Origin of the sequence: Dethiosulfovibrio peptidovorans DSM 11002 (genome assembly GCF_000172975.1) — a bacterium.
In the GTDB taxonomy this organism is placed as follows: Bacteria; Synergistota; Synergistia; order Synergistales; family Dethiosulfovibrionaceae; genus Dethiosulfovibrio; species Dethiosulfovibrio peptidovorans.
Map to the genome: position 1 here is coordinate 1541758 of NZ_ABTR02000001.1, position 14705 is coordinate 1556462.

The 14705-nt window shown below is 55.2% G+C and carries 14 protein-coding genes; 10 read left to right on the forward strand and 4 right to left on the reverse strand.

Going from position 1 to position 14705, the window contains the following annotated elements; genetic code table 11:
* Nucleotides 1–33: 33 nt before the first annotated feature.
* Entirely contained in the window at nucleotides 34–1197 is a 1164-nt protein-coding gene (locus DPEP_RS07335; protein ID WP_005660918.1) for an iron-containing alcohol dehydrogenase, read from the reverse strand.
* A 176-nt stretch (nucleotides 1198–1373) separates the two neighbouring features.
* On the opposite strand from DPEP_RS07335, the gene DPEP_RS07340 reads away from it, so the two are divergent.
* Together DPEP_RS07340 and trpB are read left to right on the forward strand one after the other, a co-directional pair.
* A complete protein-coding gene (locus DPEP_RS07340; protein WP_005660919.1) occupies nucleotides 1374–2627 on the forward strand; it encodes an MFS transporter in 1254 nt (417 codons plus the stop codon).
* Nucleotides 2628–2898: 271 nt separating this feature from the next.
* The gene (gene trpB, locus DPEP_RS07345) at nucleotides 2899–4092 is read left to right on the forward strand and encodes a tryptophan synthase subunit beta (RefSeq protein WP_005660920.1); all 1194 of its coding nucleotides are present in this window, start codon (nucleotides 2899–2901) and stop codon (nucleotides 4090–4092) included.
* A gap of 1 nt (nucleotide 4093) precedes the next feature.
* On the opposite strand, the gene nudC is transcribed toward trpB, so the two are convergent.
* Nucleotides 4094–4879 carry an NAD(+) diphosphatase gene (gene nudC, locus DPEP_RS07350; RefSeq protein ID WP_083797556.1) on the reverse strand — a complete coding sequence of 262 codons (786 nt, stop codon included), beginning with the start codon at nucleotides 4877–4879 and terminating at the stop codon, nucleotides 4094–4096.
* Nucleotides 4880–4950: 71 nt separating this feature from the next.
* Between nudC and DPEP_RS07355 the strand changes: the two genes are divergently transcribed.
* Genes DPEP_RS07355 through tsaA form a run of 4 tightly spaced genes read left to right on the forward strand, consistent with a single transcriptional unit; the run spans nucleotide 4951 to nucleotide 8286 of the window.
* Complete coding sequence (locus DPEP_RS07355) at nucleotides 4951–6048, forward strand: iron ABC transporter substrate-binding protein (RefSeq protein WP_040382493.1); 1098 nt, start codon at nucleotides 4951–4953, stop codon at nucleotides 6046–6048.
* Nucleotides 6049–6053: 5 nt separating this feature from the next.
* Nucleotides 6054–7112, forward strand: a complete 1059-nt coding sequence (locus tag DPEP_RS07360; protein ID WP_005660923.1) for a FecCD family ABC transporter permease — start codon at nucleotides 6054–6056, stop codon at nucleotides 7110–7112.
* The gene (locus tag DPEP_RS07365; RefSeq protein WP_005660924.1) at nucleotides 7112–7876 is read left to right on the forward strand and encodes an ABC transporter ATP-binding protein; all 765 of its coding nucleotides are present in this window, start codon (nucleotides 7112–7114) and stop codon (nucleotides 7874–7876) included. The genes DPEP_RS07360 and DPEP_RS07365 overlap by 1 nt, the downstream gene beginning before the upstream one ends.
* Complete coding sequence (tsaA, locus tag DPEP_RS07370) at nucleotides 7873–8286, forward strand: tRNA (N6-threonylcarbamoyladenosine(37)-N6)-methyltransferase TrmO (RefSeq protein WP_005660925.1); 414 nt, start codon at nucleotides 7873–7875, stop codon at nucleotides 8284–8286. Before DPEP_RS07365 ends, tsaA begins: the two co-directional genes overlap by 4 nt.
* Before the next feature lie 43 nt (nucleotides 8287–8329).
* Here tsaA and DPEP_RS07375 read toward each other — a convergent pair whose 3' ends face one another.
* Both DPEP_RS07375 and cobT read right to left on the reverse strand, forming a co-directional pair.
* On the reverse strand, nucleotides 8330–9715 hold the full coding sequence (locus tag DPEP_RS07375) for an NAD(P)/FAD-dependent oxidoreductase (RefSeq protein WP_005660926.1): 1386 nt from the start codon (nucleotides 9713–9715) through the stop codon (nucleotides 8330–8332).
* Between the two features lie 57 nt (nucleotides 9716–9772).
* Complete coding sequence (gene cobT / locus DPEP_RS07380) at nucleotides 9773–10837, reverse strand: nicotinate mononucleotide-dependent phosphoribosyltransferase CobT (protein WP_338033389.1); 1065 nt, start codon at nucleotides 10835–10837, stop codon at nucleotides 9773–9775.
* A gap of 29 nt (nucleotides 10838–10866) precedes the next feature.
* Here cobT and DPEP_RS07385 point away from each other — a divergent pair, with 29 nt between their 5' ends.
* From DPEP_RS07385 to DPEP_RS07400, 4 genes are all read left to right on the forward strand, one after another.
* Nucleotides 10867–12321 carry a hypothetical protein gene (locus tag DPEP_RS07385; protein ID WP_005660928.1) on the forward strand — a complete coding sequence of 485 codons (1455 nt, stop codon included), beginning with the start codon at nucleotides 10867–10869 and terminating at the stop codon, nucleotides 12319–12321.
* A 13-nt stretch (nucleotides 12322–12334) separates the two neighbouring features.
* Nucleotides 12335–12691, forward strand: a complete 357-nt coding sequence (locus tag DPEP_RS07390; RefSeq protein WP_005660929.1) for a hypothetical protein — start codon at nucleotides 12335–12337, stop codon at nucleotides 12689–12691.
* Between the two features lie 7 nt (nucleotides 12692–12698).
* Nucleotides 12699–13166, forward strand: a complete 468-nt coding sequence (locus tag DPEP_RS07395; protein WP_005660930.1) for a hypothetical protein — start codon at nucleotides 12699–12701, stop codon at nucleotides 13164–13166.
* A gap of 275 nt (nucleotides 13167–13441) precedes the next feature.
* Entirely contained in the window at nucleotides 13442–14692 is a 1251-nt protein-coding gene (locus DPEP_RS07400; protein WP_420805903.1) for a hypothetical protein, read from the forward strand.
* Nucleotides 14693–14705 lie beyond the last annotated feature (13 nt).

The following is a 14705-nucleotide window of genomic DNA, read 5'->3' on the forward strand; positions in this document are numbered from 1 at the left end:
AGGCGGCGCCTTCTTTGGGGGTCGCTTGACCCCTTAAAGGGCCTGGATGTACAGCTCCCTTATCTCCTGTAGGACCCCCTTGCGGGGGTTATTGATACCTATGGCCTCCTTCGAGGCGGCTAAGGACAGATCGTCTATGGAATTCTCGGTAACTCCTAGGGAGGATAGTCCGTCGGTTATACCTATCTCCTTCGCCAGATCGGCCATAGCCTCAACTACCTTTTCCGCCTTTTCCGCGGTACGAAAACCAGAGTGGTCTATGCCGTATCTATCGTAGGTGGCTTCGTCTATCACCGATCCCATTGTGGCCATCTTGGTGGCAGCTGCCGGTAGATTGTATCTCTCCACCACCGGAAGCAATATGGCGTTTACCAGTCCGTGAGGAGCTCCGTACATGGCGCTTATCGGGTGGGAAAGGGCATGGACGTAGCCCAGGCCAGCGTTGTTGAAGGCCACACCTGCCATGAAAGCGGCGTTGCACATGGCTTCTCTCGCCTCAATGCTGTCTCCGTAGCGTACCGCCATGGGAAGCCAGCGGAAGATTGTCCTTATGGCTTGAAGGGCTATCCCGTCGGAGAAAAGCGACGCCTCCGTGGAAACGTAGGCCTCTACGGCGTGGGAGAGGGCGTCCATCCCTGTGGCAGCTGTAAGGCCCGGGGGCATGGACAACATCAGATCCGGATCGTTGATCGATACGTCCGGCATGAGGGTCCAGTCCTGTACGGTTATTTTACGGTGATTTGCGCTGTCCGTTATTACCGCAAAACTGGTGGCCTCGCTGCCGGTTCCGGCGGTGGTGTTGATGGCGATGAAAGGCGGTCTGTCTTTCCGGCCTTCCCCTTTTTGGGATTTTTCGTCTATCCTTCCGATGGAGACCGATGCTGCTTTTGTACAGTCCATGGCGCTTCCGCCTCCGACGGCGATTAGACAGTCGCATTTTTGTCCGAAATATCTGCCTACCGCTTCTTCCACCATCACGTCAGTGGGGTTTGGCCCAGCACCAGGGAAGACATCGCCTTCCAGGCCATGAACTTTCAGTACCTCTAGGACCATGGAGCCCTGGAGGTCTCCGTATTCCCCTATCGATGCGACTATGAGAGCTTTTCTGCCGCCAAGCTTTTCCATCCAGGAACCGGTCTTCTGAAGGCTCCCTCTGCCCATGAGGTTTACCGGTGGCATTAGATAGTATCCAGCCATACGATCACTTCCCAACCTGAGGATCTGGAAAAATCCTATCATCCGGAAGGGGATAGGTCATGCAGGGGATCATCTGCTTTTTTGTCCTGTTGCGGTACTCTCTCCTTTCGTCGAATATATGGATCCCTTTTATGCTATCATGTCCTGGCTTGATAATCGAGATTGGGGGAGTCTTGATGTCTTTTGTAAAGATAAGGGCGTTTTCTGCCCTTGGATCGAGGAATTACAGGCTTTTTTTCACAGGGCAGGGCATATCCTTGACGGGCTTTTGGATTCAAAGGGTCGCTATGGGTTGGTTGGTATATCGTCTGACCGACTCGGCTTTTCTGTTAGGAGCCGTGGATTTCGCCAGTCAGATCCCGTTGCTATTCCTTTCAACCTTTGCGGGGGTCTTGATGGAACGCTGGGATCTGAGGCGCCTGATGGTGATCTGCCAGACTTTATGCATGGTTCACGCCGGGGTTCTTGCCGGACTGACCCTTACCGGAGCCGTCAATTACATACATGTTTTGGCGTTAGGGGTTTTGTTGGGAGTAGTGAACGCTTTCGAGCTCCCGGCCCGTCAGACCTTCATCATTCAGCTCGTGGATCGGCCTGAGGACCTGGGAAACGCCGTGGCGCTGAACTCCTCTCTGTTCAACGTAGCCCGACTGATAGGTCCATCGGTAGCGGGGTTTTGCATAGCCGCCTTCGGCGAGGGGATATGTTTCGGTATAAACAGCGCCTGTTATCTGGCCACCTTGGCGGCTTTGATGGCTCTTCGGTTGCGTCCTCGGGAAGACTCTCGTGAGCGGGAACCCTTTTGGGAGGGGTTCTTGTCAGGCATCAGTTACGTCCGTTCCTTTCTTCCCATAAGGGACGTTCTGATATCCCTGGCTCTACTGAGCTTCGCCGGTTTGCCCTATCTGGTGCTCTTGCCGATATTCGCCAAGGAGATCCTGCACGGTGGTCCAACTCTACTCGGTCTGTTGACCGGTGCGTCAGGTCTCGGTGCCCTTGCCGGATCGATAAGGCTGGCTGTTAGGAAGACCCCGGTGGGCCTCATGAGGGTTATGGCCATCTCTCTCTCCTTTTTCGGAGTCTCCTTGGCCGCTTTCTCCCTCTCTCTATGGACTCCTATGTCGATATTGCTCATAGTCGCAGTGGGGTACGGCATGGTGTCGGTCTTGGTTGCGGGCAACACGGTGATACAGACCTTGGTGGACGAGGACAAAAGGAGCCGGGTGATGTCCCTCTACGTGGTTTCCCTGACGGGAACCGCCCCTATAGGCAGTCTAGTGGCAGGGACGGTGGCCTCTTTTATCGGAGCCAGGGCAACCTTGGCCATCGGAGGGGGGGGCTGTCTCCTGATAGGGTTGGTCCTGCTCAAGAGGGGCGACCTCTTATGGAGCCTGGCCGAGCCGATATACAGGAAAAAGGGGCTGATTTGACTTTCTGCCGTTGACTGGAGGCCTGAAGAGGTGTATTATGCTTCAAAATTCATCGAGAGGCCGTGGAAGGCTATGTACTCTAAACCCATGACTGACAATTCGATGCTTTGCTGGTGGTGGTGGACCTAGGTCCACCGCGTCTCAGGCTGTGCTTTCAGCCGCGGTGGCAGATGCTGCCGCGGCTTTTCATTTAAGGGCCGCGCCCCTCTGATAGGGGGAGCGGCCCTTTCTTTATTCGGGTCCAAATTTTAGAGATGTGGAGGAGATTTAAATGACCGTCACGACCGTCGATAACGCTGCAAAAAAAGGATACTATGGAGCTTTTGGTGGAAGATTTGTCCCGGAATCGTTGGAGAGGCCCTTGGAGGAGCTTTCCGAGGCTTTCCTCGAAGCCGCGTCGGACCCGGAGTTCGAGAGGGAATATATGCGTCTCATGAGAGAGTACGTAGGGCGTCCCTCCGCGATTACCGAGTGCCTTAATCTCGGAGATAAACTTGGAGGAGGCCGTCTATTCCTGAAAAGGGAGGACCTGAATCATACCGGAGCCCACAAGATAAACAACGCCATAGGACAGGCTCTGTTGGCCAAAAGGATGGGGAAGACCCGCCTCATAGCCGAGACCGGTGCGGGTATGCACGGAACCGCCTCCGCCACTGTGGCGGCCCTGATGGGGATGGAATGCGTGGTCTATATGGGAGCGGTGGACGTGGCACGCCAGGCTCCCAACGTCAGCAGAATGAAGCTTCTAGGGGCTAAGGTGGTGTCGGTGGCCCAGGGACAGGGAGTCCTGAAAGACGCGGTGGACGCCGCCCTTAACGCCTACGTCGAGGATCCCGAGACTTTCTACCTTCTCGGATCGGCGGTGGGGCCCGCTCCCTATCCTTCCATGGTCCGTCACTTTCAGAGCATCATAGGCAAAGAGGCCCGACAGCAGATACTGGACAGAGAGGATCGTCTACCCGACGAGATAGTGGCCTGTGTCGGAGGGGGCAGCAACGCCATCGGTCTTTTTTCCGGTTTTATCGACGATGCCTCTGTGGCTATAACAGGAGTGGAGCCAGCCGGTAAAGGTCTGGAGACGGGAGAGCACGCAGCCACCCTCGTAGTAGGATCTCCGGGCATGATACACGGTTTCAAGAGCTACGTCCTCACCGACGAAAACGGAGATCCCGCTCCGGTGTATTCTATCTCCGCCGGATTGGACTACCCCGGAGTGGGGCCGGAGCACTCCTACCTCAAGGACAGCGGCAGGGCCACCTATGTGGCAGTCACAGATGAGGAGGCACTCGATGCCTTCCATCTTCTCTGTCGAACCGAGGGGATAATACCGGCTCTCGAAAGCTCCCACGCCCTGGCGTATGCGGTAAAGAGGCTACCCCGGATGGGTTCCGACGAGATCCTCCTGGTCAACCTGTCCGGCCGGGGAGATAAGGACATGGACCAGATCATGGCTCTCGAAAAATAGATCAGGAGTTTCTCTTGATAAAATCGTCTATCAATCTTCGTGATACGCTGACGCTTCCGGGGATCTCGGGAAGATCCTCGGAAGCGAACCAGTCAGCGCTGTCTATCTCCTTGCCGTCGACCTCTATCTCGCCGGAGGCCCATCGGGCCTGAAATGCCACCATGAGAGACCGGGGAAACGGCCAGGATTGGCTGTCGAAATAACGGATGTCCGATATCTCTATTCCGACCTCCTCCCGGATCTCTCTCCTCAAAGCCTCCTCAAGGCTTTCTCCCAGGTCCACGAAGCCCGCCAGAACGCTGTACCTGCCGGATGGAAAGGCCGAATTATGGGCCAAGAGGATGCGGTTTTCTCTCTCTACCGCCACTATCACGGCAGGAGAGATTATAGGGTATATCCTGTAACCGCATTTCGGACAGGCCCGGCCGTTGTCCTCTCCGTCCTCCATGGGGGTACCGCATCTGCCGCAGAACCGGCTGTTTTTACGCCAATCCATCTCTGCGTAGAGACGGTTGGCCTTTGCGAAGGAGATTTCCCCTGTTAGCTCCCACAGGGCCCTTCTAGGTACGGCCCTCCACCCTTTCAAGTCGGCATCTTCGGGGAGCTCTCTCCACGTGCCCACGCCATCGACCTCTCCCGTCGATATATAATCAAGTTCCCTAGGTAACTCAATCCCGTCCATCTCCGGGATAAGCACCTCTTCGCCTCGAAATACGAAACTGTTCTCCTTCAATTTAGTCCATCCCCTTAGCGTCGTAGTGTTTTCTCTTAAAAGTCTATCGTCGATTTCGTCTTTTTGGTACTACAAGATCCCTGTTTCGTGCTATCATTGTAGGCTGATATATATTTCGAAGGGAGATGTACCGCTTGAGAAGAACTGTAGCCTTTTTCATTGCCTTGTTTTCCATCCTTTGGGCTGTAACCTCTTACGCTGCCACTGTGACGGACGGGTTGGGTAGAGATGTGGAGGTCCCCGACGAGGTAGACAGGATAATCTGTTCCGGATCGGGATGTCTCAGACTGGCCACATATCTTCGACTGGAGGACAAAGTCGTTGCGGTTGACAGCATAGAGAGGAGAACTGAGACTTTCGATGCCAGGGCCTACGCCATTGCCAGACCGGAGTACAAGAGCCTGCCGTTGTTCGGCGAGTTCAGAGGCAACGATAGTCCGGAGCTGATTCTCTCTCTGGATCCCGCCCCTCAGGTGATATTCAAGACCGGCTGCACCGGCGACGAAGCCGAAAGTCTCCAGTCCAAGACCGGTATTCCCGTCGTCGCCCTGGACTACGGAAATCTGGCAGGAAAAAGGAGTAGACTGTACGAGTCAATCTCCATAATGGGGCAGGTGACCGATGTCTCCGACAGGGCGAAGGAAGTGGTGAATTTCTTCGAAGCCGCCATAGAAGACCTTAAAACAAGGACCGCCGATGCCTCCATAGAGGGTTCCGCCTACGTGGGAGGGATAGCCTTCAGAGGTCCTCACGGACTGTTGTCCACAGAGCCTAATTATCCTCCCTTCCTGTTTTCCGGAGTGGCGAACGTGGCGGCAGAGGGAAAGGGGGCCAAGGCTAGACATGCGGTGGTCTCCAAGGAGGCCCTGTTGAAATGGGATCCGAAATTCATCTTCGTCGACCTGTCCACCATAACGGCGGTCGGAGGGGGAGCTTTGAAGGAGCTGGCCGACGATCCTCTGTGGAGAGGTCTCTCCGCCGTGGAGGAAGGCAATATCTACGGGGTATTACCCTATAACTGGTACACCCAAAACTTTGGCAATATTTTGGCGAATGCGTATTTCGTGGGTTCGTTGCTCTTTCCCGATCGATTCGAGGACGTGGATCCCGGAGATAAGGCCGACGAGATATACGCTTTTCTCGTAGGGAAACCCGTCTTTTCCAAGTTAAACGATTGCTTTAAAGGCAAGGTATTCCGTAAGCTTGTGCCGGGAGAGATCTAGCCGCCATGCATCTGGACGGAGTCGAGGTCTCCCTCTCCTATAAAAAATATGCCGGGAAAAAACGGCTTTTTCTTCTGGCTCTGGTCGCTTTGACTCTATCGGCCTTTATGTTGTCTCTCTCCGTGGGAGTCTCCGGGATGACTGTGACCCAGGTTATCAGGGGACTTCTGAGGTTGTCGGAGGGCAGGGAATCCCTGATACTGTGGAACATTCGACTTCCTCAGGCCATAGCAGCTGTCGTCGCCGGAGCGGGATTGTCTCTGTCGGGCGTGGCCATGCAGGCTATCCTCAGAAATCCACTGGGCTCTCCCTTTACCCTGGGGTTTTCCCATGCCGGAGCTTTCGGTGCCGCCTTGACGGTCATGTTGATAGGAAATCTATCTCAGAGAGCGCCTTACTGGCTTCTGTCCTTCGGTCCCGGCATCGTGGCGATCGGGGCATTTTGTTTCTGTATGGTAGCCACTGCGGTTATCCTGGCGATATCCGCGACGAGAGGAGCTGCTCCTGAGACCATGGTTCTATGCGGCGTGGCCCTGGGGTCTTTGTTCACCGCTGGTACCATGTTCCTTCAGTACTTCGCCGACGATGTGCAGTTGGCCGCCATCGTTTTCTGGACATTCGGGGACCTGGCTAGGGCCGACTGGAAGGATCTGGCTGTGATGACCGCCGTTCTGCTTCCTGCTGGAGGCTATTTCTTCCTTCGACGTTGGGACTTCAACGCAATAGAGGCGGGAGACGAGACCGCTCGGGGATTGGGGGTCGACGTTCCCCGGTTGAGACTCAGGGGATTGGTGATCTCCGCCTTGATCGTTTCTGTCACTGTGTCCTATCTGGGGGTCATCGGTTTCGTAGGCTTGGTCTGCCCCCACGCTATAAGAAGGATGATAGGGGACGATTATCGCTATCTTGTTCCCGCCAGCGCCGTCGCCGGGGCGTTACTCCTGCTCCTGGCCGATATTGCCGCCAGGCAGATCCTATCTCCCCATGTATTGCCTGTGGCGGTGCTGACCTCTTTTCTGGGAGCCCCCGCATTTCTGTGGCTGTTGTTGAGAGGAGGAAAATGATGTTGCTAAAGGTCGAAAAACTCGGTTTCCGTTGGGGTAAGGACTGGGTTTTCAGGGACGTCTCCTTTTCCCTGTCTTCCGGCGAGATGCTCGCCGTCATGGGGCCTAACGGGGTAGGAAAGACCACCTTGCTCCGATGCCTGAACGGTATACTGAAACCTCACGAGGGGGTTGTCTCGATCGACGGAGTGGAGGTATCGTCCATGTCCAGGGAGGATATCGCCAGGGCCATGGGCTATGTCCCTCAGTTCACCCAGCCTCAGAGGATGACGGTGTTCGACTCGGTCCTCCTGGGCAGAAGGCCCCATCTCGGCTGGTCCGTCACCGATAAGGACCTGAACGTGGTGGAGAGCGTCCTGTCCCTTCTGGATCTGGGCTCCTTCAGACTTCGTTATCTGGATAGGCTTAGCGGAGGGGAGAGACAGAAGGTCGCTGTGGCCAGGGCTCTGGTCCAGGATCCGTCGGTTCTTCTACTGGACGAGCCTACCGCTAGCCTAGACATGAAGAACCGCCTCGAGCTCATGGATATAGTGGCCCATGTGGTCCATGGCCACGGCCTGGCGGCTGTGACGACAATACACGACGTGAACGGAGCCATGAGATATGCCGACAGATGTCTCTTCCTTAAAGGAGGAAGGGTGGAGCGATGCTGCGCTCCACTGGAAGTGTCGGTCTCGACCATAAGGGAAGTGTACGACGTGGAGGTTGACATTTTGGACCATCGCGGGGTTCCAGTAGTCGTCCCTGGAGGTGTCGGAAGATGAGGAAAAAACACGAGATAGAGCCTTTGGGGGTGATAAAGTCCCCCTATAAGACCAAGGAGGAAATACCCCGTCAGGGACATTTCAAGCCGGAAGTGGAGGCTGTGGCCGTCCTCGATGAAAAGTGGAGAGAAGGAATGAAGGGACTCGAGCTTTGCGATAGGCTGGTATTCCTCTTCCTCTTCGATCGTTCCGAGGGTGCGAAGCTGACCGCCAACGCTCACTGGCTGGACGGCGAGAAGGGAGTATTTGCCACCAGGAGCCCGAACCGGCCTAACGGCATAGGCATGACAGAAGTAGAGGTGATCTCGGTAGAAGGACTGGAGATCCGTTTTAGAGGCCCCGACATGCTGGACGGAACCCCACTGGTGGACATAAAGCCGGTGGTGGATACCGGTAGGTCCAACGGTTAGATAAAAAGAGGAGGTCCTTGGCGGACCTCCTTTCTCTTTCCCTTTATCCCATGGCTTTTATCGCCGATCGGGCCGCTACGACGCCGCTGGAGGCGGCCTGTATGATCCCTCTGCTTACCCCCGCTCCGTCTCCTGCCATGAACAAATTTTTAACGGACGGAACCTCCAGAGAGTCATTTAGCTGTATCCGCAATGAGTAGAGCTTTATCTCCACTCCGTACAGGAGAGTATCGTTTTGGTTGACTCCCGGCATTATGACGTTCAGTGCGTCCAGGAACTCCACTATGTCGGTCATGTGCCTGTGGGGGAGCACCAGGCTCAGATCTCCCGGCTCGGCAGAGCCGGTCTGTTCGATCATGCCTCTCTCGATTCTGGACGTGGTGGACCTCCTGCCGTCCTTCAGGTCTCCCAGTCTCTGAACCAATATGCCCCCTCCTGCCAACATGTTAGCCAGCCTGGCTATATGGGTGGCGTAGCCTATGGGATCCTGGAACGGATGGGTGAAGTTCTTCGTCACCAGGATGGAGAAGTTGGTGTTGTTCGACTTGGTGTTTTTCAGACTGTGTCCGTTCACCGTTACTAGGTCGTGTCCCTTGTTGTACTCCGATACCACGTATCCCGACGGATTCATGCAGAATGTGCGGCAACGATCGTCAAAGGTAGGAGTGTTGTAGAGGCACTTCACTTCGTAGAAATGCTCGGTCAGGTCCTGACACACGCTGTCGGGGACCTCCACCCTCACACCTATGTCCACAGGCATGGACGCTATAGGAAGCTCCAACCTGCGAACAACCTTCTCCAGCCAGGAGGCTCCGTCCCGCCCGGGAGTGGCTATGACTGTGTCGGACTCGTATCTCGTGCCGTCTTTCAAGATCACTCCCTTCGCCTCTCCGTTCTCCACGACGATGTCTTCCACGAAGGTGTTCATCATTATGTTGCATCGATCCTTGAGGGTCCTGTACATGTTGTCCAGAACCTCTCTGGACGCGTCCGTGCCTATATGTCGGATTTTCGCGGGAAGCACCTTTATGCCTACGCTGGCGGCTCTTTTGATGGTGTCCTTGACCATGTCGCCCTTAGGCTCGTAGTAGTTGGGATCGGCGCCGTGTTCCACGAAGGTGGAGTCCACCGACTCTATTAGCTCTATAAGGGTGGATTCGCCGATGTATTCCTCCAGGTTTCCTCCGAATCCGGTGGTTATGGTAAGCTTGCCGTCCGATGCGGAACCGGCTCCCCCCCAGCCGGAGACGACGCTACAGCTGGGGCAGTTTATGCAGGAGGTGGCCTTGCCAGATATGACCGGGCAGATTCTCTCCTTTATGAGCTTCCCCTTGTCCAGAATGAGGACCTTTTTGTCGGTCTTCACCAGCTCCAGGGCCGCGAATATCCCGGCGGGACCGGATCCGACGATGATGGCGTCGTATCTCATAATGTCTTTCTCTCCTCTTCTTGTTAATATAGCTTTTCGAGGCCCATTATATCCCTTTTATACATTCGTTTCGACCATAGCGCCGTAGATCTTTTCCGTCCTGGATATTACTTGAGATGTGGGGACCCCGAGTCTCTCGGCGTACCAGACGGCGCCTCCCGCCCCCGCTCCTTCCTTGACGTATCCTTTTTCGTAGTCGCTCAATCCCGTCCAGGGCGAACCGGAGAAATCCAGAGGTGCCGACCATGTATTCACTCCTATCTCCTCGGCCAGGCCGTTGAAGTCCGCGCTGACGTCTCTGGCCACGTAGCAGGTGGTGGCCACAGTGATAGGTCTTGATATCCCCATGTGTCTTATCGCCGCCGCGACGGCCAACATCTGGGTTCCTCCGGCAAGTACGATTTCCTTATCCTTAGGGGCTCCCGATACCAATCCTGCCACTATGGGTTGCATAGGGTCTCCCAATTCCTTCAAGGCTATAAGTCCTCTCTTCGCCAGTCCTCCCTGTTTTATTCCCAGTCGCAAAAAGGCTTCGTCTCTCAGTCGGCGTTTGAGATTGGTAGGGTTTTCAGGGCTAGCGGAGGAGACCATTCCCCTGTATCCCAGGGCCTCCAGAACCAGTGAAGCCGTCGTGGTTCCCCCAGGGACCGATTCGCCTATCACCAGGGGGTCGTCGTCGGAGGATAGGGAATGGGCCAACTCTTGCCCCATTTGAAACAGCTCCTCTCCGTCCGGCAGTGACGTGGTCTCGGCGGGGTTCAACCCCGGAATTGCGCCGGTCTCCACGTAAGGGGCCTTGGGAGCCACCGAGGTGCCAGCCTTCACCAACGTCACCGGAAAATCGCTCTCGATCCTGGCGGCGCGGGTGATTATGGCCGGAGTCGGATGTCCCTGAGGGTCCAGAGGTACCCAGTCCACCACCCTTGGTCTTCCCCACCAGAGCATGTCGGCGTCGGCCGGGGCGGTGTAGGGAAGTACATCCAGATTCGCTCCCGCTGCGGAGATTCCCGGTATTTTGCTTATATCCGTTGATCCTACGACTAGGATGAACATGGCAGAACTCCTCTCTCTGTGGTATCGTTCCATAGGTCTGGGAACTGACCTTGAGATGTTATCATACATGGAGACGGGACGTTAGGAGTTGAGCTTTTGTGAGAAAATCGATGCTTTGGATCGGGGTTGTCCTTTCCCTGTCGGTCGGATCGGCTTTCTTCTTTTTAGCCGAGCCTGCTCTCGATCCCGGTGTTTTTTTGTGCACCGAAGAAGAGGACTTCATCGAGCTTCACGTAGAGAGATTCGACGTGGCAGCCGCCTGGCTCTCCGAGTTCGATTTCGCCACGGGAGGCTCGGGGTTCGAGTCTCTTTTAAAAGATCACGAGGGGGTTTTGGGAAGAGGGGCTTTTCGAATCGGGGTCTCTGGAACGGGAATAGATCGTAGCTACTTTCACGGAGCGGTCGAAATAAGCGACCCCTCCAGGGTCGAATCGGCTCTTTCCTCCTTGACGTCCTGGGCCGAGGGCAGGGGAATAACTGTCAAGTCCCTCGACGTACCTCTTTCGAAAAGCCTTGATCCTCTCTTCTCTCTGGAGGGGCAGTTCGGAAGTATATCTCTCGCTCTATGGCGGGAGGGGACGGATGTGGCCGTACTGATTGCCGAAGATCCCGATATGTTGGCGACGATGGCCTCGGATAGGGGAGAGCCCCCGAACAGAAAGACCGATGGAGACGATTGGCTCAGGGGGCAGATCCCGACGAGTCTGATGGTCCTCTCTGGGAAGGTGCCGTCGGACGAACGAGTCTCTTTGGAGTGGGGGCTCTCCGTGGACGACGAAAAAGCGACCCTCTCCTGTTGGAGCGACTGGGCGGACGTTCTGTTGTCCCAAAAGAGGCGAGACGAGCTGTCGGCCATGGATCCGGTCCCTCTTTATGGAGAGGGGAAGATGGTAGGTCTCATGTCCTGGACCGGTTCGTTCGGAGACATGACGTCAAAACTGGGAGGAGAGGTCCGCGAGGAGCTGGGGCCGGTGTTGGGCGACGCCATGTCAATAGGACTCGACGAGAACGACCTGTTGGACATATTGGACGGCCGTGTCTCTTTGTCCATAGGAGTCGCCGCCGGTGGATTTCTGGGCGATTTTCCCGGATTCTGTCTTATCCTGGAGGGAGTCTCTAACGGACTTGGGAAAAGACTGGTGGATATGGTGCGATTTCTTCCTCTGCCTTTCGGGGTCAGGAAGCTTGATCTTCCGGGATGGAAGGATGGACTGGCACTGGATATACCCCTCACGGCGGTGATGGCATATGGCGACGACGGCCTTGCGATGGGGCTCATGCGCCCCGAAAGCCTGAACGATAACCCGGATATCCCGGAATCTCTGGCAGAGGCGGCAGGCAAAGCATCGCCTCACGTTCTCGCATTGGATCTTCGGGCTCTCTCGAATACGGTGGAGATATATCGGGATCTAGCCAGGCTCTCCGGCATGGTACCGGTTCGGGAGATAATGCAGGACGTCGGATCTCTTATAGCCCCATGGGAAAAGTTGGTTATGGAGCCCGACGGTCTCGATAGGGCTACTTTCTTTCTGTTTCGCCGTACGCATAGATAAGGAGTAGATAAAGATGAAGTACGATCCGGAGACCATGAAGGTCAAGCTGTGCAAGAAATGCAAAGGACTCGGTTTCGCCATAGGGAAAAGCGGAGAGAAGTTCGGCTGTCCCGAGTGCAGCGGATCCGGCCGAATTGTGATGAAGGTGCTTAAAGATGAATTTGCCCTGGATGAATTAAACGAAAACCTGACGTTCGACAAAGAAACTATGAAAGTCCGGGTGTGTAAAAGCTGTGCCGGTCTGGGAGCCTTTATATACGGTCCCGACGATAGCCGTCCCTGTCAGGATTGCGGTGGAACCGGGCGGATAGTGGTCCAGCAGATATCCACAGAGTATCAGCTTCATCATCTTGATGAATTCGAGGAGTGATGTAGTCGTGTCTTTTGAGCATGCCGAGATACACGGAGTTCAGATAAGGGACATGGTATCGGTGACGGGAGAGGGCGATCCTGTCTACAGAGGTGATCTCTACCTTGATGGAGCCAATGTTGGGAGTTTCGAGGAGGATCCCGACGGAGGTCCTACCGGAATCTTCGTGGACGATGATATGACGGAGAAACTGCGGGAACGGATGGACCGTTACTTTCAGGGCGAGGGGCTCTCCGTGCAGGACGACGACGATTATGACCTGTTCTTCATCCGCTTGATAGAGATGGAAGAGCTGTTGTCCCTCTTCAGGGATCTGAATGGGCGGGGAGGATTCTGCTTAGTCGCCGACTACACCGACGACGAGATGGTGGTGTACGAGGTAGCCGAGGAGGAAGGGTTGGACCAGCTCATATTGGAGGAGAAGCTGGAGGACTACGACGTATACCGTGATTTCGAGGACTTCGTCATAGCTTAGTTCCCATGGGGGTTGACATTACAGGATAGCTGATGTATTATCCTCGTCAACATCCGTATTAAGCGGAAATTCTTCTTTTGGGAGGTAACTCGTCGTGAACTTCAAGTTCTTTGTTTTTGGAACCACTATGATGTGCACTACTAAGTTCGGCGACCCTTCCAGAGGAGTCGGCGCGTAGCTGCACGTACGCACCAGAAAGCTCATTCTGACCGGGTCTGCCTAGAATAGGTGGACTCGGTTTTTTTGTATCCTCATCCAACGAGAAAGTCAGGAGTGTGATTTCATTGAGAGAACGTCTCTGTTTCGATAACGACGGAGCCCTGCACTATCTGTCCGATCCCTCCAACCCCGTGGCGTCCAGGCTCATGGATGTGATGTCTTCCTACGGAACTCCGGAGGAAATCAACGAAAAGGCAGAAGAGGCGGGAAAACTGGATAATCTGATGAAACGTCTCGAGGAAGAGGACTCCCCCTATCTGAAAGACGTCAGATGGTTAGAGGAAAGACGAAACTCTGGAGACTTCGTCTCGGTTAGAGACTACCGTAACTCGATCTTGGAGGGTAAAGATGTCTCCTTCGATTCCAGTCGCGCCGTTACGCTCGAGATAAGCGCGCTCCAGTTCTTTCCATGGCTCATAGCAGAGGCCGAAAGGGCCATATCCCGAAAGGAACTCATGCCGGGCAGGTTCATCAGGGTCAGGAACATGGCCGAGCAGGTAGAAGACGACGGCGATCTATTGGCCGTGGCCGCTTCAATGAAGATCATGGGTGCCAGCCTCGTCGAGTCTCTGGATACCAGAGGGACCGACGGATCCAACGTACATCTCGGCGGCCCCGAAACCATAACGGGGTATTTCGGCGGAATAGGTCAGCCGAACGACCACTGTTATCGATGGATAGACGAGTTTCTGCATTACTACACCGAATACGGGGTGAAACAGGTGCTCAACGTAAACCCCGGAACAGTCCTCCTGGGATGCCTTCTTCATCGCCTGGGAGTCGATATAGAGTTCAAGATATCCGTGTTCATGGGCAACGACAACCCCGCTTCCGTCCTATGGACCCTCATGATGGCCAGGCTCCTCTCCAGAGAGGACGGTTCGACCCCCCTGGTAGGATTGAACCTCTCCAATTCATGCGATGTCGAGACCGTCAAGGCGGTGGCCGAAATCCGAAAGGCCTTGGGGCTCGAGGAAGCTGTTAGGATAGAACACCACATAACCGAGCCTTGGAGACATATAGTGAGACAGCCCTACTGCCGAAGGGACGATCTTCTGGAACTGGCCGAGTCGATCCCCAACATATCGGCCAAGCACGAAGGCGGCGATCCCGAGGTAGAGGGTAAACTGTCCGATCCCTCCTCGATAACCGATTATTTCATATCCAAAGCAGAGATTCTCGAAAAGGGGCTGATGGACAAGCTGGAGAGGGATTATCTCTCGAAGCACGATGCCGTTAACCATACTGCCAGGGCCCTGACGGAACGGGGGCTAGCCTTCATAGCGGCTCCTTTGCTGCACGATTAGGACGGGAACTAGT

Excerpts from the sequence above, each read along its gene's own strand:
- DPEP_RS07335 (WP_005660918.1), bottom strand. The coding sequence starts at position 1,197 with ATGGCTGGATACTATCTAATGCCACCGGTAAACCTCATGGGCAGAGGG.
- DPEP_RS07340 (WP_005660919.1), top strand. The coding sequence starts at position 1,374 with ATGTCTTTTGTAAAGATAAGGGCGTTTTCTGCCCTTGGATCGAGGAAT.
- trpB (WP_005660920.1), top strand. The coding sequence starts at position 2,899 with ATGACCGTCACGACCGTCGATAACGCTGCAAAAAAAGGATACTATGGA.
- DPEP_RS07355 (WP_040382493.1), top strand. The coding sequence starts at position 4,951 with ATGTACCGCTTGAGAAGAACTGTAGCCTTTTTCATTGCCTTGTTTTCC.
- DPEP_RS07360 (WP_005660923.1), top strand. The coding sequence starts at position 6,054 with ATGCATCTGGACGGAGTCGAGGTCTCCCTCTCCTATAAAAAATATGCC.
- DPEP_RS07365 (WP_005660924.1), top strand. The coding sequence starts at position 7,112 with ATGTTGCTAAAGGTCGAAAAACTCGGTTTCCGTTGGGGTAAGGACTGG.
- tsaA (WP_005660925.1), top strand. The coding sequence starts at position 7,873 with ATGAGGAAAAAACACGAGATAGAGCCTTTGGGGGTGATAAAGTCCCCC.
- DPEP_RS07375 (WP_005660926.1), bottom strand. The coding sequence starts at position 9,715 with ATGAGATACGACGCCATCATCGTCGGATCCGGTCCCGCCGGGATATTC.
- cobT (WP_338033389.1), bottom strand. The coding sequence starts at position 10,837 with ATGTATGATAACATCTCAAGGTCAGTTCCCAGACCTATGGAACGATAC.
- DPEP_RS07390 (WP_005660929.1), top strand. The coding sequence starts at position 12,335 with ATGAAGTACGATCCGGAGACCATGAAGGTCAAGCTGTGCAAGAAATGC.